General features: G+C 71.7%; 17 protein-coding genes. 7 read left to right on the top strand and 10 right to left on the bottom strand.

The annotated features are described in order from the left end of the window. Window positions 1-63: 63 nt before the first annotated feature. The 5 genes from AB0G15_RS11015 to AB0G15_RS11035 all read right to left on the bottom strand — a co-directional run bounded on the left by AB0G15_RS11015 (window position 64) and on the right by AB0G15_RS11035 (window position 5,690). Window positions 64-1,428 (bottom strand): DUF58 domain-containing protein, encoded by a 1,365-nt coding sequence (locus tag AB0G15_RS11015; RefSeq protein WP_362837541.1) that lies wholly within the window; start codon window positions 1,426-1,428, stop codon window positions 64-66. Between the two features lie 2 nt (window positions 1,429-1,430). After that, window positions 1,431-2,393, bottom strand: a complete 963-nt coding sequence (locus tag AB0G15_RS11020; RefSeq protein ID WP_362680598.1) for a MoxR family ATPase — start codon at window positions 2,391-2,393, stop codon at window positions 1,431-1,433. A gap of 71 nt (window positions 2,394-2,464) precedes the next feature. Further along, the gene (locus AB0G15_RS11025; RefSeq protein ID WP_362837543.1) at window positions 2,465-3,775 is read right to left on the bottom strand and encodes a DUF4350 domain-containing protein; all 1,311 of its coding nucleotides are present in this window, start codon (window positions 3,773-3,775) and stop codon (window positions 2,465-2,467) included. Then, on the bottom strand, window positions 3,772-4,413 hold the full coding sequence (locus AB0G15_RS11030; protein WP_362837545.1) for a DUF4129 domain-containing protein: 642 nt from the start codon (window positions 4,411-4,413) through the stop codon (window positions 3,772-3,774). The genes AB0G15_RS11025 and AB0G15_RS11030 overlap by 4 nt, the downstream gene beginning before the upstream one ends. Then, complete coding sequence (locus tag AB0G15_RS11035) at window positions 4,398-5,690, bottom strand: hypothetical protein (protein WP_362837547.1); 1,293 nt, start codon at window positions 5,688-5,690, stop codon at window positions 4,398-4,400. Before AB0G15_RS11035 ends, AB0G15_RS11030 begins: the two co-directional genes overlap by 16 nt. Before the next feature lie 343 nt (window positions 5,691-6,033). On the opposite strand from AB0G15_RS11035, the gene mtrA reads away from it, so the two are divergent. The 6 genes from mtrA (at window position 6,034) to AB0G15_RS11065 (ending at window position 13,466) form a co-directional block, all read left to right on the top strand. After that, window positions 6,034-6,711 (top strand): MtrAB system response regulator MtrA, encoded by a 678-nt coding sequence (mtrA, locus tag AB0G15_RS11040; protein ID WP_030907316.1) that lies wholly within the window; start codon window positions 6,034-6,036, stop codon window positions 6,709-6,711. 25 nt (window positions 6,712-6,736) lie between these two features. Continuing rightward, complete coding sequence (gene mtrB, locus AB0G15_RS11045) at window positions 6,737-8,458, top strand: MtrAB system histidine kinase MtrB (protein WP_362837549.1); 1,722 nt, start codon at window positions 6,737-6,739, stop codon at window positions 8,456-8,458. A 187-nt stretch (window positions 8,459-8,645) separates the two neighbouring features. Then, on the top strand, window positions 8,646-10,364 hold the full coding sequence (locus AB0G15_RS11050) for an LpqB family beta-propeller domain-containing protein (protein ID WP_362837551.1): 1,719 nt from the start codon (window positions 8,646-8,648) through the stop codon (window positions 10,362-10,364). Window positions 10,365-10,777: 413 nt separating this feature from the next. Next, entirely contained in the window at window positions 10,778-11,482 is a 705-nt protein-coding gene (locus AB0G15_RS11055; protein ID WP_362837553.1) for a phosphoribosyltransferase family protein, read from the top strand. Between the two features lie 519 nt (window positions 11,483-12,001). Beyond that, window positions 12,002-12,667, top strand: a complete 666-nt coding sequence (gene raiA, locus AB0G15_RS11060; protein WP_362679263.1) for a ribosome-associated translation inhibitor RaiA — start codon at window positions 12,002-12,004, stop codon at window positions 12,665-12,667. A gap of 94 nt (window positions 12,668-12,761) precedes the next feature. Next, on the top strand, window positions 12,762-13,466 hold the full coding sequence (locus AB0G15_RS11065; protein WP_362679266.1) for a response regulator transcription factor: 705 nt from the start codon (window positions 12,762-12,764) through the stop codon (window positions 13,464-13,466). A 216-nt stretch (window positions 13,467-13,682) separates the two neighbouring features. Here the strand turns inward: AB0G15_RS11065 and AB0G15_RS11070 are convergent, their stop codons facing one another. Together AB0G15_RS11070 and AB0G15_RS11075 are read right to left on the bottom strand one after the other, a co-directional pair. Further along, on the bottom strand, window positions 13,683-14,873 hold the full coding sequence (locus AB0G15_RS11070; RefSeq protein WP_362837555.1) for a crosslink repair DNA glycosylase YcaQ family protein: 1,191 nt from the start codon (window positions 14,871-14,873) through the stop codon (window positions 13,683-13,685). 181 nt (window positions 14,874-15,054) lie between these two features. Further along, window positions 15,055-15,372, bottom strand: a complete 318-nt coding sequence (locus AB0G15_RS11075) for an HGxxPAAW family protein (protein WP_362679272.1) — start codon at window positions 15,370-15,372, stop codon at window positions 15,055-15,057. 252 nt (window positions 15,373-15,624) lie between these two features. Between AB0G15_RS11075 and secA the strand changes: the two genes are divergently transcribed. Beyond that, on the top strand, window positions 15,625-18,438 hold the full coding sequence (gene secA, locus AB0G15_RS11080; RefSeq protein WP_362837557.1) for a preprotein translocase subunit SecA: 2,814 nt from the start codon (window positions 15,625-15,627) through the stop codon (window positions 18,436-18,438). A 58-nt stretch (window positions 18,439-18,496) separates the two neighbouring features. Here the strand turns inward: secA and AB0G15_RS11085 are convergent, their stop codons facing one another. The 3 genes from AB0G15_RS11085 to AB0G15_RS11095 all read right to left on the bottom strand — a co-directional run bounded on the left by AB0G15_RS11085 (window position 18,497) and on the right by AB0G15_RS11095 (window position 21,792). Next, a complete protein-coding gene (locus AB0G15_RS11085; RefSeq protein ID WP_362837559.1) occupies window positions 18,497-19,069 on the bottom strand; it encodes an Rv3235 family protein in 573 nt (190 codons plus the stop codon). 340 nt (window positions 19,070-19,409) lie between these two features. After that, on the bottom strand, window positions 19,410-20,825 hold the full coding sequence (locus tag AB0G15_RS11090) for a PTS transporter subunit EIIC (protein ID WP_362837561.1): 1,416 nt from the start codon (window positions 20,823-20,825) through the stop codon (window positions 19,410-19,412). A 226-nt stretch (window positions 20,826-21,051) separates the two neighbouring features. Further along, on the bottom strand, window positions 21,052-21,792 hold the full coding sequence (locus tag AB0G15_RS11095; protein WP_362837563.1) for a GntR family transcriptional regulator: 741 nt from the start codon (window positions 21,790-21,792) through the stop codon (window positions 21,052-21,054). Window positions 21,793-21,805 lie beyond the last annotated feature (13 nt).

The raw sequence follows: 21,805 nt of genomic DNA on the forward strand, positions 1-21,805 counted from the left end.
TCCAGCGCCGGGCGGCGCGCAGGCGGTTGTTCGCGCCCGGCGCCGGGTTGAGCGCCACGCGGCTCAGAGCCGCCCGGCCGCCTTCAGCGCCAGGTAGGCGTCGGCCAGGGCCGGGGCGATCTGCTCGGGGACGGTGTCCACGACCTCCACGCCCTGGCGGCGCAGCAGGGCGGTGATCCTGCGCCGTCCCGCGCTCAGGTGCTCGGCCGCCGCCGCGCCGTAGACCAGCTCGGAGGTGCCGCGCCCGGCGGCCATCTCGGCCACCTGCGGGTCGGAGACGGCGGCCAGGAGCACCAGGTGCCGCGAGGAGAGGCGGGGCAGGACCGGCAGAAGGCCCTCCTCCAGTGCCGCCGGGTTGAGGTCGGTCAGCACGACGACCAGGCAGCGCCGCCTGGCCCGCGCCATGACGGCCGCGACCATCCCCGCGGAGTCGGCCTCGACCAGTTCGGCCTCGATCGGGGCCATGGTGTTGACCAGCGACGACAGCAGCTCCGTACGGCCGGTGCCGGACACCCAGGCGCGCACCCCCCGGTCGTGGGCCATGAAGTCGACCCGGTCGCCCGCGCGGGAGGCCAGGGCGGCCAGCAGCAGCGCCGCGTCCATCGACCAGTCCAGGCGGGGCCAGCCGGGCACGACCCGCGACCGCCCGCGTCCGGCGGCCCCCGGCACCTCACCGGCCAGCGGGATCGGGGCGGTGCCCACCCGGCCGGCCGAGGTGCGTCCGGTGTCGAGCACGATCAGCACCCGGCGGTCGCGCTCGGGCCGCCAGGTGCGGACCACGACGTCGTTGCGGCGCGCGGTGGCCCGCCAGTCGATCGAGCGGACGTCGTCACCGACCACGTACTCCCGCAGCGAGTCGAACTCGGTGCCCTGCCCCCGGATCATCGACGGGTGCCGGCCCTCCAGCTCCCTGAGTTTGGCCAGTTTGGCGGGCAGGTGCTTGCGGCTGAGGAAGGGCGGCAGCACCCGGACCGACCAGGGCACCCGGTGCGAGCCCTGGCGGGCCGCGACGCCCAGCGGGCCCAGCGACCGCACCGTCACCGTGACCGCCTCGCGGTCGCCCCTGCGAGTGGGGGTGAGCGTCGTGACCAGCCGGCGGCGCTCGCCCGGGGGCACGTCCAGCGGCAGGTGCCGGGGCGTGGCGCCGGCGGACGGCGGCCAGGCGTCCCTGAGCACGCCGCGCGCCCGGCGGGGGCCGGGGTTCTCCACGATCAGCTCGACCGCGACCGACTCGCCGAGCCGTACCAGCCGCTCGCCCGAACGGGTGAAGCGCAGCGGGCGCACGCTCCCGGCCAGCAGCAGGTCGACCACGACCAGCGCCACGATCAGCAGCGCCACCCCGGCCACGGCCGGCCCCGGCCGGGGGGCGAGCAGCACGGCCAGGGTGCCCAGCAGTGCCAGCAGCGCGGCCCGTCCCGTCAGCGCCATGGTCAGCGGGGAACGGGGACGGAGGCGAGGATGGCGTCGATGAGGCCGTCGGCGGTCGCGCCCTCCAGCTCGGCCTCGGGACGTATCTGGATCCGGTGCCGCATCGCGGGCCTGGCCAGCGCCTTGACGTCGTCGGGCGTCACGTAGGCGCGGCCGGACAGCCACGCCCAGGCCCGCGCCCCGGCCAGCAGCGCGGTGGCGCCGCGCGGGGAGACGCCGAGCTGGAGCGAGGGCGACTGGCGGGTGGCCCTGGCGATGTCCACGATGTAGCCGAGCACCTCGGGGCCCACGTGCACCTGGCCGGCCGCCGCGCGTCCCGCGGCGAGGTCGGCGGCGGTGGCCACGGCCTTGACGTACGACAGGTCGCGCGGGTCGAAGCCGAGCGCGTGCCGCTCCAGCACCGCGATCTCCTGGTCGCGGGGCGGCAGCGGGACGGTCAGCTTGAGCAGGAACCGGTCGAGCTGCGCCTCGGGCAGCTGGTAGGTGCCCTCGTACTCGACGGGGTTCTGGGTGGCGGCCACGATGAACGGGTCGGGCAGCCCGCGCGCCGACCCCTCCACGCTGACCTGGCGCTCCTCCATCGCCTCCAGCAGCGCGGCCTGCGTCTTCGGGGGCGTGCGGTTGATCTCGTCGGCGAGCAGGAGGTTGGTGAAGACCGGGCCCTCGCGGAACTCGAACTCCGACGTCTTCGCGTCGTAGATCAGCGAGCCGGTGATGTCTCCCGGCATGAGGTCGGGGGTGAACTGCACCCGCTTGAAATCGAGGGAGAGCGCAGCCGCCAGCGTCCTGACGAGCAGGGTCTTGGCGACGCCGGGCACGCCCTCGAGCAGCACGTGGCCCCGGCAGAGCAGCGCGATCACCAGCCCGGTGACCACGGCGTCCTGGCCGACGACCGCCTTGGAGACCTCGGCGCGCAGGGCTCCCAGCGCCTCCCTGGCGCGGTCCGCGCTCTGCGCGGCGGGCACGGCGGATGCGCCGGGCGGGGTCCTGACGACGGAGGTCGCCTCGGTGAGACCGCCGTTCCCCGGTGGTGTGGTCACGACTTTCCGACCTGCCTTTCCACGATGTCCATGTATTCGGCCAGGGCTACCAGCCCCGCCTCGTCGACCGGCGGCGGTCCGTACAGGGCGGCGCCCACGTGCGACGCCGCCTGGCCGGTCCGCTCGGCGATCGCGTTCACCAGCGCGTCGGGTCCCGTCCCCGAGGGCAGCCCGAGGCGGGGGGTGACCCGGTCGGTGAAGCCCGCCCGCAGGGCCGCGGCGGCCCGGTCGCGGGCCCGCCGCGCGCGGTAGAGCCTGGCACGTCCCTCGACGGTCTCGGCCGCCCTCACGACGACGGGCAGCCGCTCGGCCACCACGGGGCCGAGCCTGCGGCCCCGCCAGAGTGCCAGCAGCAGCACCGCGACGAGCACCTGTACCACGGCCCATTTGACCCCTTCGGGGACCAGGTCGTAGAAGCCCGCCTTGCCGCCGCCCGCGGGGGCGGCGGTCTCGGGGGCGGTCAGCCAGATCAGGGTGGGCCGCCCGCCGGCGAGGTTCATCGCCAGCGCGGCGTTGCCGTCCTCGGCGAGCCGCAGGTTGGTCATGAACTGCCCGTCGCCCGCGACGGTGACCGTCCGGCCCGCGCCGCTGTGGGAGACCAGGGTGGGCGCCCCGTCCGCGGGGTAGCAGCCGATCGACCCCGGGGGAGGGGTGAGGGCCACGCCGCCGGTGTAGGCGCTGCCCGCCCTCGCCGCGGCCGGCAGCCCGCACCGGGGCTCGCGGGAGCGCGCCCGCGCCTCCCGCATCGGGGCCACTCCCGGCGCGAGCACGTTCAGGTGGGTTCGCACGCCCGCCACCAGCAGGTCCGAGGGCAGCGTGGCGAGCCGCCCCGCCTCGTCCTCGCCGAGCGGGAAGTCCGGGCTCACCAGCAGGGTGCTGCCCGCGGGACCCGCCTGACCGGCCAGCGCCGCGGCCTCGGAGACCGAGGTGACCCGCTCGATCCGCACGCCCCGCGCCTGCAGCAGCCTGGCCAGGCCCTTGCCCCCCGACAGCGAGGTGCCGGCGGGGTCGAGGGTCCTGCCCTGCCCGCCGGAGCCGCCGAGCAGCACGCCGGTGACGGCGACGGCGACCACGAGGAGCGCCACCAGGAGGGCGCCCCTGCCGCCCCGCCAGAGGCCGGCGGCGGTCGGGGAGACGGAGGTCGTCGCGGAGTCCCGCGCGGCGGCCTGCCCGGCGGTAAGCGCGCCGGTCCGCCCGGAGGGCTCGGCGGCGGCCTCGGGTGCGGTCGATCCCGGCTGCCCGTGCGCGGCGGCCTCGGGGACGGCCTCGGGTGCGGTCCCCGGCTGTCCGGGCGCGGCGGGGTTCACGGCGCGTCCGCCCGTACGACGGGCGCCGGGCGGGCCGCGCGCAGGTGATCGTCGAGATCGCGCATGACCCCGTACGCCTCGGGCGTGCCGGGCACCTCGCCGTAGGTCACGTCGTCGAACACCCGGGCCGCGGAGGCCAGCTCGGAGGCGAGCGCGGGCAGCGCGCGGCCGGCCTCGACGGCCAGCTCACCGGCGGTACGGCCGGGCGTGTAGTCGATGATCACGCGGTCCTCCAGATCGCGGGCGACGGCCCGGAGTCGTTCGCGGACCGCCTCGGCCCACCGGCTCTCCGTCGCCAGCCGCTCGGCGGCCTCGCGGTGCTCGGCGGCGGTGAGGCGACGGTCTCCGAAGATCCCCTCCGCGCGGGAGGCACCGCCCCCGGCGGTCCTGCGGGCGATCAGGAGCAGCGCGACGACGATCCCGATCACGATCACCAGGAGGACCGCCCGCGCCGCCACACTGCCGACGGCGCCCAGGGACTCCTGGTCGAGCAGGTCGCCGAGGAACTGGTTGACGTTCCGCCAGAGGCGGTCGACCAGGGACTCCTTGGCGTACTCGGACCTGAGCAGCTCCTGGATCGCCTGGCGCCGCGCCTCCTCGCGCTCGACGTCGATCGGGGACGTCAGGAGTGGGACCACGGGGCTCCCTGGCCGGGGGACCCGTGCCCGGTGGGGCCCCCGGGCGTGATGGAGGGATCCCACAGGTCGTCGGCCGACGCGTGGACCCATCCCTGCCGCCGCTGCTCGATCGCCGCGGTCTGGAGCACCAGGTCGAACGCCTCGGAGCGCATCCGCCGGTCGGCGTAGAGCAGGCCGTTCACCCCCGCCTGGAAGGGATAGGTGATCATCGAGCCGAGGGTGACGCCCACGGCGATGAGGATCGCCGAGGCGATCTGCGCGCCGGTGGAGCCCCCGCCGAGGACGGCGAAGAAACTTCCGCCCAGGACGAAGGGGAAGGCGAGCACCTGGCCGACCAGGAAGGCGATGATCTGGGTGAGGATCATGATGCCGAGCGTCCGCCAGAAACCGCCCGACACCAGGTGCCAGGACCTGCGCAGGGAGTCGACGACGCCGCGCCGCTCCAGCACCGCGGCCGCCGGGGCGAGCAGCAGCCTGGTGGTGACGAAGACGGCGTAGGCCACGTAGGCCAGCAGCGCCACCACACCCACGATCGCCATCGCGGGGACCCCGGCCCCGGCCGCGCCGAGCGCGAGGAACAGGCCGACGATCAGGGCCATCGGGACGAACAGGATCAGGAGGTTGACGACGACCAGCCCGAAGAGGGTGGGCACCCGGTTGCGGGTCAGCGTCCAGGCCTCGCCGGCCGTCATCTTGCCGCCGAACACCGCGCGGCCCAGGATGCGGGTCAGCACGCCGGTCAGCAGCGTCACCGCGACGAACTGGACCGCGAAGGAGAGCAGGCTGCCGCCGTACTGGGTGAGGAAACTCTCCTCGGGAGGGGTCGCGGCCGGGTTCTCCACGATCGGGGCGAGAGAGGCGAGCATGATCGCCTGCCCGATCGCCAGGGGGATCGCGCCCAGCGCGGCGGCGATCGCCGACAGGCCCAGGACGCTTTTGGGGTTGGAGCGCATCAGCTTGATCGCGCCGTCGAGGATGTCGCCCAGGCCGAGCGGGCGCAGCGGGATGATGCCGGGGCGCATCGCGGGGGGCGGCGGGCTCGCGCCGTAGGGACCCTGCTGGTACGGCTGCTGGTACGGCGCCTGGCCGTAGGGCTGCCCGGGGCCCGGCGGAGGGCCCGGCGGGAACCCCTGGGGCGGGCCCTGGGGAGTGCCGGACGCCGGGCCGGGCGCGGTCCACGGCGATCCCGGGGCGTTTCCGTACGGCGGCGGTTGGTTGGACGCCCAGCCGGGAGGCGTGTCGGGAGCGCCGGGAGTGGAGCCGTGACCGTCTGACATATCCCAATCCTGGCATGTGGACCCGCCATCCGTGGTGATCGGGCGATCACGCGAACGTTTCATCCTTCCGGAGAGCGCCGGAGATGGCGGAGGGATGGCCGAGACGCCGTGGTTTACCGCAGACTGTGACCGTGGTCATCACCGCCCGGCGTCCGCAGTCGCCGGGGCCGGCGGCGGCCGTAGGGGGGCACCACTGCGCGTTTCACGTTGCGTGCGCCTAAAATTCGTCATTTGGACGCCCGGTCGTCGACCGGTGTCATCCAGTAGGCGGACAAGGGTAATCTTCGACGATCGAGCGGTTTATCCCAATAACTCCCGAACTGCGTAAACCGAATGAGGGGCCATGAAAGGACGCGTGCTGGTCGTCGACGACGACGCCGCTCTCGCCGAGATGCTCGGTATCGTGCTGCGCGGGGAGGGCTTCGAACCCTCCTTCGTCTCCGACGGTGACAAGGCGCTCGACGCGTTCCGCGACACCCGGCCGGACCTGGTCCTGCTCGACCTGATGCTGCCCGGTGCCGACGGGATCGACGTCTGCCGGCGCATCAGGGCCGAGTCCGGGGTGCCGATCGTCATGCTGACGGCCAAGAGCGACACCATCGACGTGGTGCTCGGGCTGGAGTCGGGGGCCGACGACTACATCGTCAAGCCCTTCAAGCCCAAGGAGCTCGTCGCCAGGGTCCGCGCCCGGTTGCGCCGCACCGACGAGCCGACGCCGGAGATCCTGCAGATCGGCGACATCACGATCGACGTCGCCGGGCACTCGGTCAAGCGGGAGGAGGAGACCATCAACCTCACCCCGCTGGAGTTCGACCTGCTGGTCGCCCTCGCCAGGAAGCCGCGCCAGGTCTTCACCCGCGAGGTCCTGCTCGAACAGGTCTGGGGCTACCGCCACGCGGCCGACACCCGCCTGGTCAACGTGCACGTCCAGCGGCTCCGGGCGAAGATCGAGAAGGACCCCGAGCACCCCGAGATCGTCGTGACGGTCCGCGGGGTCGGCTACAAGGCCGGGCCGGCCTAGCCGCCGACCTCCCCCGGACCCCGAGATGCCTCCCGCACCGAAGAAACGCCGTCGCACCCCGCGCCAGCTGCTGCGGGGTGTGCGGCGCCGCACCCGGCGCGTGGCCGGCCGGGCGCGCCGCGTCTTCTGGCGTTCGCTCCAGCTGCGCGTGGTCACCAGCACGATGGTCATCTCCATCGTGGTCGTCGGCGTGCTCGGCGTCTTCCTCATGCAGCAGATCATCAGGACCACCCTGGAGACCAGGGAGAGCGCGGCCAAGAGCGAGGCGCAGGCCGACAGGAACGCGGTGCTCGGCTATCTCAACCAGCCGGCCGCCGAGGCCGCCAAGCAGCCCGTCGAGCCGGGCCAGGCGCCGCAGGCGGCGGGGGGCAGCCCGCTCGGCCAGGCCACGGAGGCGCTCGCGCGGCGCGCGGGCTCGGCCAGCCGCTACTCGGTGATCATCCGTAACGAGGAGCTGCCCGGGGCGTTCTACGGGACCACGGACATCGACCCCCGCAGCATCCCGCCCAGGCAGCGCGAGGAGCTGTTCAAGAAGGAGACGGGCGAGGACAGCACCTGGTACACCCCGCTGTACTACAAGGGGCAGCCCGAGCAGCCGGTGCCCGGAATGATCATCGGCACCCGCCTCGACTCGTCGTACGAGATCTACCACCTGGTCCCGCTGGACAGGGAGGAGCAGACTCTCGCCTCGGTGCAGCAAATGATCATCCTCGTCGGCGCCGGGCTCGTGCTGCTGCTGGCCGCGATCTCCTCCCTGGTCACCCGCCAGGTCGTCACGCCGGTGCGGCTGGCCAGGCAGGCCGCCGAGCGGCTGGCCGCCGGGCGCCTGGACGAGCGGCTCAAGGTGCGCGGAGAGGACGACCTGGCCCGCCTGGCCACCTCCTTCAACGAGATGGCCGCCAACCTGGCATTGAAGATCCACCAGCTGGAGGAGCTCTCCCAGGTGCAGCGCCAGTTCGTCTCGGACGTCTCGCACGAGCTGCGCACCCCGCTGACCACCGTCCGGATGGCCGCCGACCTGCTCTTCGACGCCCGCGAGGACTTCGACCCGATGGCCGCCAGGTCGGCCGAGCTGATGCAGAACCAGCTCAACCGGTTCGAGGCGATGCTCGCCGACCTCCTGGAGATCAGCCGCTACGACGCGGGCGCGGCCGACCTCGACGTCGACCCGGTGGACGTCAGGGACGTGGTGCTCCGCGCCGTCGCCGACTCCGAGGCGCTGGCCGAGCGCCACTCCACCCGCTTCGACCTGCGCCTTCCCGGCGAGCCGTGCATGGCGGAGATGGACAGCCGCCGGGTCGAGCGCATCCTGCGCAACCTGCTGTTCAACGCGATCGAGCACGGCGAGGGCCGCGACGTCATCGTCTCGGTCGCCGCCGACAGGGACGCGGTGGCGGTGGCCGTACGGGATCACGGGGTGGGGCTGAAACCCGGCGAGGAGAACCTGGTCTTCGACCGGTTCTGGCGGGCCGACCCGTCCCGGGCGCGCACGATCGGCGGTACGGGCCTGGGGCTGGCCATCTCCCGCGAGGACGCCATCCTGCACGGCGGCTGGCTTCAGGCGTGGGGCTCGCACGGCGAGGGGTCGCAGTTCCGGCTCTCGCTGCCCAGGGTTGCCGGGGCGGTGCTCAGGGGCTCGCCCCTGCCGCTCGTGCCCCCGGAGGTGGAGATGCGACGCACGTGGCGAGGGCACGTGACGCCGGTGCTGTCGCCGGCGGTGGCCGACGGGGGACGCGATGCGGACTAGAACCGAACGGGCGCGACGCCGGCCGGAGCCGGCGGAAGGCGCCGCGCGGCCCGGAACCCGCCAGGCGCGGTGCGGGCCGGCACCGGCAGGAGGCGCGGCGCGGTCCCGGACCGGCGGGAGGCGGCACGGGCGCGGGCCGGCGCGGAACGCGGGGACCGTTCTCCTGGCGATCGCCCTGGTCTACGGGATGACCGCCTGCTCGGTCATCCCCACCGGCGGCAAGTCCGTCGTCGCGGTGGAGAACGAGCGCAAGGGCAGCCCGCTGGGCGATCCGTACGCGCGGGTCATCGCCATGCCGCCGAAGGCCGGCTGGTCGCCCGAGGAGGTCGTCACCGGCTTCCGCGCGGCCATGGCGAGCCCCGACGACCCCGGCTTCCAGGTGGCCCGCAAATACCTCACCGGCGACTTCGCCGCCAAGTGGAACCCGCGCAGCGGCGTCACGGTCTACCGGCAGGGCGACTACGAGAAGTTCGCTCCCCTCACGGATGAGGACAAGCAGGCTCAGGTCACGCTCAAGGGCACCAAAACCGCCATCATTGACCAGGATGGTCGATACCGTCCGAGCGGTGGCCCGCTGAACCAGCCCTTCACGCTCGCCAGGGGAGCGGACGGCGAGTGGCGCATCAGCATGGCCCCCGACGGCCTCCTGCTGTCCGAGGCCGACGTCGCCCGCGGCTACCTGCCCGTGGACCTGTACTTCCTCGACTCCCAGTGGAAGGGGCTGGTGGTCGACCAGGTACGGGTGCCGATCGACCCCGGCTCCAACTTCGCCAAGACGACGGTCGAGCGGCTGCTGCGGGGACCGAGCAGCTCCCTCAAGGACGCGGTGCGCACCGCCTTCACCGACACCGAGCTCATCGACGTCACCATCGAGAACAACAGGGTCGTCGTCGACCTCACCAGGCGGGTGGACTCCGACCTGATCGACCCGATGTCGGCCCAGCTCGCCGCGACCCTCGCCGCGCTCACCAAGGGCGGCTGGGGCTTCGAGGTCAAGGTGAACGGCGAGCCGTACTATCCCGACGCGCCTCTCCAGATCGACGCCCAGGAGCAGTCGAACTTCGACCCCTGGACGACCCCCGACGCCGTCTACCCGTTCTATCTCGCCGACGGCGCGCTGCGGCTGCTGGACAAGGAGAACATCGGGCGGATCGTGCCGGGCAGGGCCGGCCAGAAGGGGGTCGGGCTCACCCACCCGGCGATCAGCGGCCAGCCCCTGCAGCAGGTGGCGGCACTCTCCGGGGGCGGAAGGAGCGTCTCCGTCGCGCCGCTCGCCGCGGGCGGCGAGTGGCGGGTGTGGGCCACGGGGGTCTCCCTCGCCCCGCCGGCCTGGGACCGCTACCACACGCTCTGGACGGTCGACCGGCCCAACGACCACACCTCGGTCATCACCCGGCACGACGGCGACAACAAGCACCAGTACCGGGTGTCCGCTCCCGACCTGGAGACGTTCCACATCGAGTCGCTCAAGGTCGCGCGGGACGGCGTGCACGTCGCGGTGGTCGTCAGGGACGGGCTGGGCGAGCAGGTCCAGGTCGGAACCGTCATCGGGGATCGGGAGAAGACCCGCATCGCCAACCTCCAGACCGTGGTCGACACCGACGGGAACCGGACGATCAAGGACATCGCCTGGAAGGACGGCAAGACCCTGTACGCGCTCACCGGCAAGTCGGAGCTGCTCGAGGCCTCGGTCACCGCCGAGCCCAAGTCCCTGCCCTTCGACTCGCGGATCGAGAGCATCACCGCCCTGGACGGCACCCTGCTCGCCGGGGCCAGGGACGAGCAGGGCGACCGGCAGATCCTGTTCTGGAACTCCACCAAGTGGGAGCCGCTGATCAAGAACGAGACCGGGACCACCGACTTCACCGAGAACGGCCCCTCCTCCCCGGCCTTCCCCCTGGGCTGAACCTGACGGCTTCCCCCTGGTTCGAACCTGATGGGTCGAACCCGGCGGGCTGAACCTGGCTGGTCGGACCTGGGCTGAACCGCCTTCGCGGGGGAGCCTTCCCTCCGCGGTCGGTGCGTGGTGCGCGTCCCGGGACGGTGCGTGGTGCACGGCCTGGGCCGGCACGTGGTGCGCGTCCCGGGACGTGGGAGGCGGCGCCTTCGTCCCGGCGCGAGCCGCGCTCCCGGGACGCGTCGTGCCGGGAGCGGTCCGCGCCCCGGCGGTGCGCGGCCTTCGCCCTGGGCCGAGGCGTTTTCCGGGGAGGACCACCCCGGCTCCGGACGAGGCCGGCCGCCGCCGCCCCTCGGGCACCGAACCCCCCTCCGGTACTCTGGACTGGGCTTTTTGTCGGTGCCATCTGAAACCTTGGATCCGTGACGACCGCCATGCTCGACCTGATCCTGCCGCCCCGCTGCGCCGGATGCGACGCGCCGGGCGCCCTCGTCTGTCCCCGATGCGCGACGGAGCTTCACGGAGCGCCCGCCCTCCGGATGCCCGACCCCGTCCCGCCCGGCCTGCCCGAGTGCTGGTCGGCGGCCGAATACACCCCCGCCGTGCGGCGGGCGATCATCGCCTACAAGGAGCGCGGTCGCACGGCCCTCGCTCCTCCCCTGGCCGGGGCCCTCGCCCTCGCGGTCGCCACGGCGGCCGGCGAGCGTCCGGTGCTGCTGGTGCCGGTGCCCAGCGCCCGGCCGGCCCTGAGGCGCCGCGGGCACGATCCGGTGGCCAGGCTCGCGGCGCTGGCGGCCGGTTACCTCCGCGAGGCCGGCTGGCCCGCGAGCGTGGCGAGGATTCTCGCCCAGCGCCGCCACGTCGCCGACCAGGCGGGGCTGAGCTCCATCCAGCGGGCCGCGAATCTGTCCGCCGCCTTCACGGTCACGGTCGGCCGCAACGCGCCCGTGCCGCGCTCCTGGGGCGGTACGGAGGCGATTGTGCTGGTCGACGACATCGTCACCACCGGTGCGACGCTCGCGGAGGCCGCCAGGGCGATGCGCGAGGCGGGGGTGACGCCGTCCCTCGCCGCCACGGTCGCCGCGACACGCCGAAGATCCAAAACTGGTGACCGTGACGGAGGGTGATACGTCGCCCAAGTCCCGGCCTCACCCGGGAGCCACACCTCCCTGTCCTGGCGGTGCCTTCCGGCTGTTCAGCGAACGCGAGAAGCCTTCGCCTGTGATGCCGCCCGCCCGCGAGCGCGGGGGACCCGGGGGCCGCCCACCCGGCTGTGAATTACGCAAAGTGATCCTTTGGCCGATCGTCAGGCTGACATTCGGCCAGGATGCGGATAGCGTCTGAGCCATGGCACCCGCTCGGGTCCGTGGTTGCACCGGACCGACCTCCGCGAGGAGGCCGGCCCGGCTAGCCGATGCCAGCCGCAGGCCAAACGGTCCACGTAAGACGACTTTTCGTCGATCGATCACGGTGCGGCTTAGAGGTAAGTCCTGCCTTCCCAAGGAGCCAGATGTTCCTTGCCAGAAGAGAAGGGCATGTAGTGGCAAAGAGCTGCGAAACCCTCAGCAGGCGGATGTGGGGACGAAGACCAGGTCGGCCGAGCGGGTGTCGCAATACCACCGTCGAGATTCGAAGGGGGGCTGTGCATGGAGATCATCGTCAAGGGTCGGCACACCGGAGTGAGTGACCGATTCCGTGACCACGTGAACACCAAGCTGGCCAGGATCGAGCGTTTGGACCACAAGCTCATTCGCGTTGACGTGGAGGTGTCCAAGGAACGTAATCCCCGTATCGTCGACCAGCGAGAGCGAGTCGAGCTCACGATCCACTCACGTGGTCCCGCGGTCCGGGCGGAGGCTTCGGCCGACGACCGTTTCGCCGCCCTTGACATCGCACTGGGCAAACTCGAAGGACGATTGCGGCGTCTCGCCGATCGCAGGAAGATCCATCACGGAAACCACTGCCCTCCGTCGGTCGCGGAGCTGACGGCCACCGCGCTCGCCGAGTCGTTCGAGTTCGAGAGCGCCCCGGCCGACCTGCTCACCGAACAGTCGCCGGCCGAGTCCCAGGCCGACGCCGACGTTCCGGAGGACGAGAGCATCATCCCGATCCAGATGGACGGCGATGGGCCGCTGATGGTCAGGGAGAAGTTCCACGAGGCCGATCCGATCACGGTCGATCAGGCACTTCTCGAGATGGAACTGGTGGGACACGATTTCTATCTCTTCCGTGACAAGGAGAGCGGGCAGCCAAGCGTCGTATACCTCCGACAGGGGTACAACTACGGCGTGCTGCGGCTCGTTGAGCCCTGACGAACGCATTCGAAGATCCTCTCCGACCAACCGAGGACCATGAAACCCGTGTAATCATGGCGGTCCACCGGCTCTGGCCCCCCGAGGAGGAGGCGTGACGGAACCCGACGACGCAACCGGCCCGACCGGACGCGGCGACCCGATCCGCGTGCTGATCGTTGACGATCACGCGCTGATCCGCCGCAGTCTGGAGATGGCGCTGGCAGCGGAGACGGACATCGAGGTTGTCGGCGAGGCGAGCGACGGACAGGAAGCGGTCGAACTCGCCGACCGCCTCACTCCGGATGTCATGCTCATGGACGTCCGGATGCCACGGAGGAGCGGTATCGAGGCCACTCGTGAGATCAAGGCCTCGGTGCCGAGCACGCGGATCATCATGTTGACGGTGAGTGACGAGGAGGAGGATCTCTTCGAGGCGATCAAGGCGGGCGCCACCGGCTATCTGCTGAAGAACGTCCAGCTCGACGAGGTCCCGGAGGCCGTCCGCGGCGTCCACGAAGGACAGTCGCTGATCAACCCGGCGATGGCCGCCAAACTGATCAGCGAGTTCGCCAACATGAGCCGCAAGGAGGCCGAGCGGCCCCCGCAACTCCCCGTTCCACGCCTGACCGAACGGGAGATGGAGGTGCTCCGCCTCGTCGCGAAGGGGATGAACAACCGCGAGATCGCCAAGCAGCTGTTCATCTCGGAGAACACCGTGAAGAACCACGTCAGAAACATCCTGGACAAGCTTCAGCTTCACTCCAGGATGGAGGCGGTGGTCTACGCGGTTCGCGAGCGGATGCTCGAGATCACCTGACACACGGCAGGTGCGGTGACCGTCCGGCGGTCACCGCACTCCGGTTCGAGAGAGATGTCCCGAACCGGCGCTTCGAGCCGACGTCCTGCCCGGTGTCGCGGCCCGGCCCCCCGATCCGGCGTTCCGGCTCGGGGGGCGGCTCGGCCGGACAGGTCGTCCCGGTCCGGGAAACGGCCCGGTCCGGCGGGATTCTTCCCGCTCAAGGAGCGCCCTCGCTCAAGGAGCGTCCCGGCGCAGGGCGTCCTGGAGAGGGCCGGCCAGGAGGGGGTCGACGCGCTCGACCCGGACGGCCTCGCAGCCGACCCAGCTCGCGGCCTCCCAGAGGGCGTCGGCCAGCGCGACGGCACCCCTGCCCGGCGAGACGCCGGGTTCGAGGCTCACCTGGCGGGCCACCAGCGTGGCCCCCTCTCGGGCCGGGTCGATCCGCCCGACCAGCCTGCCCCCGGCCAGCACCGGCATCGTGAAGTAACCGTGGACGCGCTTCTCCTTGGGCACGTACGCCTCAAGACGGTGGTTGAAGCCGAACACCCGGGCGGTGCGGGCCCGGTCCCAGACGAGGGAGTCGAACGGGGAGAGCGGGGTCGTGCGGTGGCGGCCCCTGGGCTCGGTCTCCAGCGCGGCCGGGTCGGCCCAGGCGTCGGCGGCCCGCTCGGGCCACCCGGCGACGCGGACGGGCACCAGCCCGGTGGAGCCGTCGAGCAGGCACGCGTCGAGCAGCCGCGCCTCGGGCGCCTTCAGGCGCAGGAAGTCGACGAGGTCGGCGCGGGTGGCCACGCCGAGCGCGACCCCGGCGATCCCGGCGAGGCGGGTGACGCACTCGGCGTCGGAGAGCTCCTCGGCCAGCAGATCCGCGGGGACCGCGCGTTCGGCCAGGTCGTAGACGCGTCGCCAGCCCACCCTGCGCGTGCAGACGACCTCGCCGGTGTCGAGCAGCCACTCAATGGCGATCTTGGAGTCGGACCAGTCCCACCACGGGCCGCCCTTCTTGGCGCCGCCGATGTCGGCGGTGGTGACAGGGCCGCTCTCGCGGACCAGGTTCAGCACCTTGCCGACGCTGTCGGGCACCTCGTGCCAGCGGAACCTCCTGGCGCGGAAATATCTCCGCCTGAAGGCGTACAGCGCCCAGTCGCCGATCGGGAGGACGCAGGCGGCGTGACACCAGTATTCGAAAGCCCGCGCCGGCTCGTCCCAGTAGGCCCGCTCGACCTCCTGCCTGCCGACGGCGCCGAGGCGGGCGTACGCGACCAGCTCGTGGGAGCGGGCCAGCACGGAGATCGTGTCCAGCTGGACGGCCCCGAGGCGGCGCAGGACGGCGGGGGCGCCGCCTCGCCGGGCCTCCGCGCCCAGGAACCCCTGGGCGCGGAGGATGACACGGCGGGCCTCGTCGGAGGAAAGGGAAAGATGCATGACCGCCCCAGGGGGAGACAACACGTCGTGGGCCGAGGCTAGCGCCTGACACCGACGAAAAGGCTACGCCGGTGTCATGGTGCCCGCGGCCGGGGCGAACCGGGGCAAGTCGCGCCGAGCGAGGTGCCCCCGCCGGGCCGGATGGTCGGTCCGGGGAAGGTGTCTCCGCCAGGCCGGATGATCAGTCCAGGACGCCCCGGCCGCTTCCGCCGCTCATCGAGCGGGGGGCCTCGAGGACGATGTCCTGGAAGACGCGGAAGACCAGCGTGAGGATGCCGCCCATGACGCAGACCGCCGTGCCCATCCAGAGGAGGGGCCAGTTCGGGCCCAGGCAGAGGGCGACCCCCGCGATGGTGAAGCCCAGCAGGATGACGGTCACCGCCAGCCAGGACGACGCCCGGCCCCCGTGACCCCCGGAGCCCTGGTGGACCGCGGGGCCGCCGTCGCCCCCCTGGCCCTCGTGGGTACCGCCGGTCGCCTGACCCGCGTCCTCCGCCATCACGGCTCCTCCCTCCAGGCGCGGCGACGCGCCCGCGCGGATCCATCACGGACGTGACAAAGAGCGGCATACCCTCTGAAGCTGGTCGTACTCTCTCAAAGAAGCGGGCAAGGAACTCCATCGGCCACAAGAGCGTCTTTCAGGGTGGCTGTGTCTGGTGGCGGAACCGCCTACGATGGCAGCGGAGAACCATGTCTCGTCCTCAGCCGGGCCGGTCCGGCCGCGGAAGACCTGCGAGGAGCTTTACCTAAAGTGCCAGCCTTTCTCGATAGAATTCTTCGCGCCGGCGAAGGCAAGCTTCTGCGCAAGCTCAAGCGGATCGCCGACCAGGTCAACTCCATTGAAGACGACTTCACGAGCTTGACCGACGCCGAGCTTCGCGCGCTCACCGACGACTACAAGCAGCGCTACGCCGAGGGCGAGTCCCTCGACGACCTGCTTCCCGAGGCCTTCGCCACCGTCCGTGAGGCGTCCCGGCGCGTGCTGGGCAAGCGCCACTTCGACGTGCAGATCATGGGCGGGGCCAACCTGCACATGGGCAACATCTCGGAGATGCGCACCGGTGAGGGCAAGACCCTCACCTGTACGCTGCCCACCTACCTCAACGCCATCTCGGGCAAGGGCGTCCACGTCATCACGGTCAACGACTACCTGGCCAAGCGTGACGGCGACGAGATGGGCCGGATCCACCGCTTCCTCGGTCTCGAGGTCGGCGTGATCCTGGCCAACATGCCCGCCGACGAGCGCCGCAAGCAGTACAACGCCGACATCACGTACGGCACGAACAACGAGTTCGGCTTCGACTACCTGCGCGACAACATGGCGTGGTCGCTCGAGGAGTGCGTCCAGCGCGGCCACCACTTCGCCGTGGTCGACGAGGTCGACTCGATCCTCATCGACGAGGCCAGGACGCCGCTGATCATCTCCGGTCCCGGCGAGCAGTCCGGCAAGTGGTACGCCGAGTTCTCCAAGATCGTCCCCCGGCTCCGCAGGGGTACCGAGGGCAAGGACGGCGAGGAGAACACCGGCGACTACGCCGTCGACGAGAAGAAGCGCACGGTCGGCATCTTCGAGTCCGGCGTGGAGAAGGTCGAGGACTGGCTCGGCATCGAGAACCTCTACAAGCCTGAGCACACCCACCTGGTCGGCTTCCTCAACAACGCGCTGAAGGCCAAGGAGCTCTACAAGAAGGACAAGGACTACATCGTCGTCGACGGCGAGGTCCTGATCGTCGACGAGTTCACCGGTCGCGTCCTGCACGGCCGCCGCTACAACGAGGGCATGCACCAGGCCATCGAGGCGAAGGAAGGCGTCAAGATCAAGGACGAGAACCAGACTCTCGCCACGATCACGCTGCAGAACTACTTCCGCCTCTACGAGACGCTCTCCGGCATGACCGGTACCGCGGCGACCGAGGCCAACGAGTTCCACCAGACCTACAAGCTCGGCGTCGTCCCGATCCCGACGAACCGGCCGATGATCCGCAAGGACCAGGCCGACGTGGTCTACAAGACCGAGGACGCCAAGTTCATGGCGACCGTCGAGGACATCAAGGAGCGCTACGAGCGGGGGCAGCCGGTCCTGGTCGGCACCACGAGCGTCGCCAAGTCCGAGCGCCTCGCCAAGGAGCTCAAGCGCAAGGGCGTCAAGCACGAGGTCCTCAACGCCAAGAACCACGCCCGTGAGGCGGCGATCATCGCCGAGGCGGGCCGCAAGCACGCCGTCACCGTGGCCACCAACATGGCCGGTCGAGGCACCGACATCATGCTCGGCGGCAACCCCGACTTCCGCGCCGACCTGGAGCTGCGCAGCCGCGGCCTCGACCCGGTCGAGACCCCGGAGGAGTACGACAAGGCCTGGGGCGAGGCGCTGGAGAAGGCCAGGGCGGCCGTGCAGGCCGAGCACGACGAGGTCACCGAGCTCGGCGGCCTGTACGTGCTGGGCACCGAGCGGCACGAGTCGCGCCGCATCGACAACCAGCTCCGCGGCCGTTCCGGCCGTCAGGGCGACCCGGGCGAGTCGCGTTTCTACCTCTCGCTCGAGGACGACCTCATGCGCCTGTTCAACTCGGCCAGGGTCGAGATGATCATGACGCGCCTCAACATCCCCGACGACGTCCCGATCGAGTCGGGCATCGTCTCCAAGGCCATCGCCTCCGCCCAGCACCAGGTCGAGCAGCAGAACTTCGAGATCCGCAAGAACGTTCTGAAGTACGACGAGGTCATGAACCGGCAGCGCAAGGTGATCTACGCCGAGCGTCACCGGGTGCTGGAGGGCGCCGACCTGCACGAGCAGATCCGCGGCTTCGTCAACGACGTGATCGACGAGTACATCGCGGGCGCCACCGCCGAGGGCTTCGCGGAGGAGTGGGACCTCGACAAGCTGTGGAAGGCCCTCGGCCAGCTGTACCCCATCAGCATCACCGCCGAGCAGCTCATCGAGGAGGCCGGGGGCCGCGAGGAGCTGACCGCCCAGCTCCTCACCGAGAAGGTGAAGGCCGACGCGATGGCCGCCTACGACCGTCGCGAAGAGGAGATCAACGCCCAGGCGATGGACCCCGAGGGCATGCGGGTGCTGGAGCGCCGCGTCATCCTGTCGGTTCTCGACCGCAAGTGGCGCGAGCACCTCTACGAGATGGACTATCTCCAGGAGGGCATCGGCCTGCGCGCGATGGCCCAGCGCGACCCGCTGATCGAGTACCAGCGCGAGGGCTTCGAGATGTTCTCCCAGATGCTCGAGGGCATCAAGGAGGAGTCGGTCGGCTACCTGTTCAACCTCGAGGTCGAGGTGCAGAGCAACCCGATCGTCGAGGAGCACGACCACTCCGAGGACGCCGCGATCGCGGAGACCCGCTCGATCATCGCCCGCGGCCTGCGCGCCCCGCAGCGTCCCACCGAGCTGGAGTACACGGCTCCGGGCGAGAGCGGCGAGGTGGAGCACACCCGGATCAGCACCAAGGCCGAGCGTGACGCGTACGGCAACGTCGAGCGCAACGCCCCGTGCCCCTGCGGTTCCGGCAAGAAGTACAAGCGCTGCCACGGCGACCCCAAGCACGTCGAGGTCTGACCGCCGCCGGAGGGCCCGCACCACGCACGGTGCGGGCCCTCCGGCGTGTCCGGGCCCCTCAGGCGAGCGCGGGCCGGTGGCCGGGCGGCGTGTCGCGAGCCGTTCCCCGTACGGGACGCGGGTCAGGGGTCGTCTCGAACTCGGTGCACAGCCACCGCACGCCCCTGCGTTCCAGCCTCAGCGCCAGGACGCGCGAGCGGTCGCCGCAGTCGACCACGGCGCACATCTCCACCACCCCGTCCTCCGGCTGGGAGACGTGGGCCCGGCCCACCCGGGGCGGCCGCGCGCTGGTGATGATCTTCCCGCTCCGCGCCAGCTCGGCCTGGGCCCTGCCGGTCATGTGGCAGGAGACGCTCGCCGGAGGGCGCCTGCCGGACAGGATCTCGGCGACGGCCTGCGCGAGGGCCCGCAGCCGGCGCTCGTCGGGAACCGCGCCGGGCGAGCCCCAGACCAGCGGTTTCCCGGCCGGGAAGCCTGGCGTTCCGGGATCGAGGGCGAGGGCGAGAGTGCCCTGCACGTACGGCGGCACGGCCGGGGTGTCACCGGCGGGGCGGTCGTCGTCGTAGGGAGGCTCGGCGGCGGGGGAGGGCGCGATCCTGGGGAGCGAGGCCGGACGTCGTGGGGGCGACATGGGAACTCCGATGTGCTCGGCTGGGGCGGAGAAACTGACACATCAGGGAGTTTCCGGTCCGCCGCCCAGATACGCCGTCCGCCAACTTCCGGTGGATCCCGGTCGCTTCGCCCTGTTGGGCGGAGAAGGTGACCCCGGGTTGGAGTGGTCGGTCCTCGCGAGGGGGCGGGTTGCGGCCGGGACCGTGATCTCCGGTGGACGGCCGAAACCGCTCGGCGCGCCTGCCGGGCGGGGATCGGCCCAGGCTCGCAGGAGGGCGTCGCGCCTCCGTCGCGCCCCCGGGCGGAGGCCGGGCCAGGCGGGTCGCGCCTCCGTCGCGCCTCCTCGGGCGGAGGCCGGGTCAGGCGGCGGGCGGCTCGGGGGAGGGCGGCTCAGGGCCCGGGGGAGGGCGGTGCGTCTCCCGGGTGGCAGGAGGGCCGGTGTCCGCCCTGCCCCGCGCCGGGGCCGAGGGTTCGCCGGAGTCGACGTCGGGCTCGGGCTCGCGGCCGGGGGTCATGATGTTCAGCCTCCTGATCAGGAAACTGAACACGGTGTAGTAGATCACCGCGTAGACCAGCCCCATCACGATGATGATCGGTACCCCCCGGGCGTTGGGCGCCGTCCCGTACAGGCCGAGGTCGATCAGCCCGGAGGAGAAGCTGAAGGCGAGTTTGACGCCCAGGGCGGAGGCGAGGGCCATGGAGACGCCGGTCAGCACGATGTGGATGACGAACAGGACCGGCGCCACGAAGATGAAGGCGAACTCGATCGGCTCGGTGATCCCGGTGAGGAACGCGGTGAGCGCCGCGGAGATCATGATCGAGCCGACCGCGGTGCGGCGGTGCGGTGGCGCGGCCCGCCAGATGGCGATCGCGGCGGCGGGCAGGCCGAACATCAGGACCGGGTAGAAGCCGGCCTCGAAGCCGCCGTAGCCGACGGCGCCGTTGTTGAAGCAGATCAGGTCCCCGGCGAGCTTCTTGCCGTCGACCACGCACTCGGGGACCTGGGTCCAGATCACGTTGTTGACGATGTGGTGCATGCCGAGCGGGAGCAGGGCGCGGTTGATCATGCCGTACACCCCGGCGCCGAGCTCGCTGTTGGAGGCGAGCCAGGTGCCCGAGGCGCGGACCCAGCCGCCCAGCACCGGCCAGACGAAGCCGAGGAGCACGCCGATCACCAGCCCGGCGAAGGCGGTGAGGATCGGCACCAGGCGGCGCCCGCCGAAGAAGGCCAGCCAGGTCGGCAGCTTGGTGCGGTGGTAGCGCTGCCAGAGCAGCGCGGAGACCAGGCCCATCACGATGCCGCCGAGCACCCGGGTCGGGTTCTGCGCGCCGAGGTTCAGGACCGCCTCGGGAACGCCGGGGTTGGTCCTGTCGAACACCTCCGTGGTGATGGGCTCCCTCAGGTCGGCGTCGAAGAGGATGAAGAACATGTTCATGCTGACGGCGTGGAAGACCAGGTAGCCGACGAGCGCGGCCAGGGCGGTGGAGCCGTCGGCCTTGCGGGCGAACCCGATGGCGACGCCGATCGCGAACAGGATGGGCAGGTTGTCGAACAGGGCGCCGCCCGCGGTGCCGACGACGCGGGCCACGTCGTCGAGCAGGGCGTCGTCGGTCCGGCCGAGAAGGTCGTCCTGCCCGAGCCTGAGCAGCAGGCCCGCGGCCGGCAGGACCGCGATCGGCAGCATCAGGGAACGTCCCAGGCGCTGGAGCACGTTCATCACGGCGGACCCCGGGTGGGCGGCGGGCGGGCCCGCGTCCGCCGGGAGAGAGCTCATCGGGCTTTCCTCCAAGGGCTGGAAGGGAGGAGGGCGGCGAAGGGGCGGTCGCGCGGGACGGGACGGGGTGTGACGGCGGCGGTGCGGGGCCGGGAGACGGGCGGAACGGACGTGGCGGGTGGGCCGTGGTCCGGCCGTGGCCGGGACGGGCGCGGCCGGTGGGACGTGCTCTGGAGGCGGCCGGAACGGGTGTGGCGGACGGGGCGTGGTCGGGCGGGCATCGGGATCAGGCGCGGCGGGCCGGTATCTCCAGGATCGTACGGAGCTGGTAGCGGTCGGCGCGATAGGTGGACACCCCGAGTTCGGCGCAGACGCCTCCCGCGAAGGAGCGCCGCTGGAGCAGCAGCACGGCCCCGCCGCGCGGTAACTTCAGCAGGTCGGCGTCCCCGGGGTCGGCGATGCCGCCGTCGATGGTGAGCTCACCGGCGTCGAGCACCAGGCCGTAGCGGGTCTCCAGGAGGGCGTACAGGGAGCGGCCCGTCAGGTCGTGGGTGTCGAGGTCGGGCGCGAGGGAGACGGGGATGTGGGCCCGCTCGATGCACATGGGCTCGTCGGCCGCGGTCCGCAGCCGCTCGATGAAGTGGACCTCGTCGCCCGGCTGGATGCCGAGTTCCCTGGCCAGGTGCGCGCTGGCCCTGACCACCCGCCGGTCCAGGTCGCGGGAGCCGGGCTCCATGCCCCTGGCGCGCATCTCGTCGCTGAAGGAGGTCAGCCGCAGGGACATCTCGATCTTGGGGCGGGCCACGAAGGTACCCTTGCCCGCCACCCGCTGGAGCCTGCCCTCGGAGACCAGGTGGTCCACGGCCTGCCGTACGGTCATGCGCGACAGCCCGAAGCGCTGGCAGAGCTCGCGTTCGGACGGGATCGCCGTGCCGATCGCCAGCTCGTTGTTCTCGATCAGATCGAGCAGGATCTCCCGGAGCTGGAAGTACTTGGGCACCGGGCTGTCCGGATCGATCTGGGCCACAGGATCCTCCCCC

This window comes from Streptosporangium sp. NPDC023825 (assembly GCF_040639575.1).
Lineage (GTDB): Bacteria > Actinomycetota > Actinomycetes > Streptosporangiales > Streptosporangiaceae > Streptosporangium.

What these genes read in the sequence shown, in the direction of transcription:
- AB0G15_RS11070 (WP_362837555.1), bottom strand. Translation starts at nt 14,873, where the DNA reads ATGCATCTTTCCCTTTCCTCCGACGAGGCCCGCCGTGTCATCCTCCGC.
- AB0G15_RS11075 (WP_362679272.1), bottom strand. Translation starts at nt 15,372, where the DNA reads ATGGCGGAGGACGCGGGTCAGGCGACCGGCGGTACCCACGAGGGCCAG.
- AB0G15_RS11085 (WP_362837559.1), bottom strand. Translation starts at nt 19,069, where the DNA reads ATGTCGCCCCCACGACGTCCGGCCTCGCTCCCCAGGATCGCGCCCTCC.
- AB0G15_RS11090 (WP_362837561.1), bottom strand. Translation starts at nt 20,825, where the DNA reads ATGAGCTCTCTCCCGGCGGACGCGGGCCCGCCCGCCGCCCACCCGGGG.
- AB0G15_RS11035 (WP_362837547.1), bottom strand. Translation starts at nt 5,690, where the DNA reads ATGTCAGACGGTCACGGCTCCACTCCCGGCGCTCCCGACACGCCTCCC.
- AB0G15_RS11015 (WP_362837541.1), bottom strand. Translation starts at nt 1,428, where the DNA reads ATGGCGCTGACGGGACGGGCCGCGCTGCTGGCACTGCTGGGCACCCTG.
- AB0G15_RS11050 (WP_362837551.1), top strand. Translation starts at nt 8,646, where the DNA reads ATGACCGCCTGCTCGGTCATCCCCACCGGCGGCAAGTCCGTCGTCGCG.
- mtrA (WP_030907316.1), top strand. Translation starts at nt 6,034, where the DNA reads ATGAAAGGACGCGTGCTGGTCGTCGACGACGACGCCGCTCTCGCCGAG.
- mtrB (WP_362837549.1), top strand. Translation starts at nt 6,737, where the DNA reads ATGCCTCCCGCACCGAAGAAACGCCGTCGCACCCCGCGCCAGCTGCTG.
- raiA (WP_362679263.1), top strand. Translation starts at nt 12,002, where the DNA reads ATGGAGATCATCGTCAAGGGTCGGCACACCGGAGTGAGTGACCGATTC.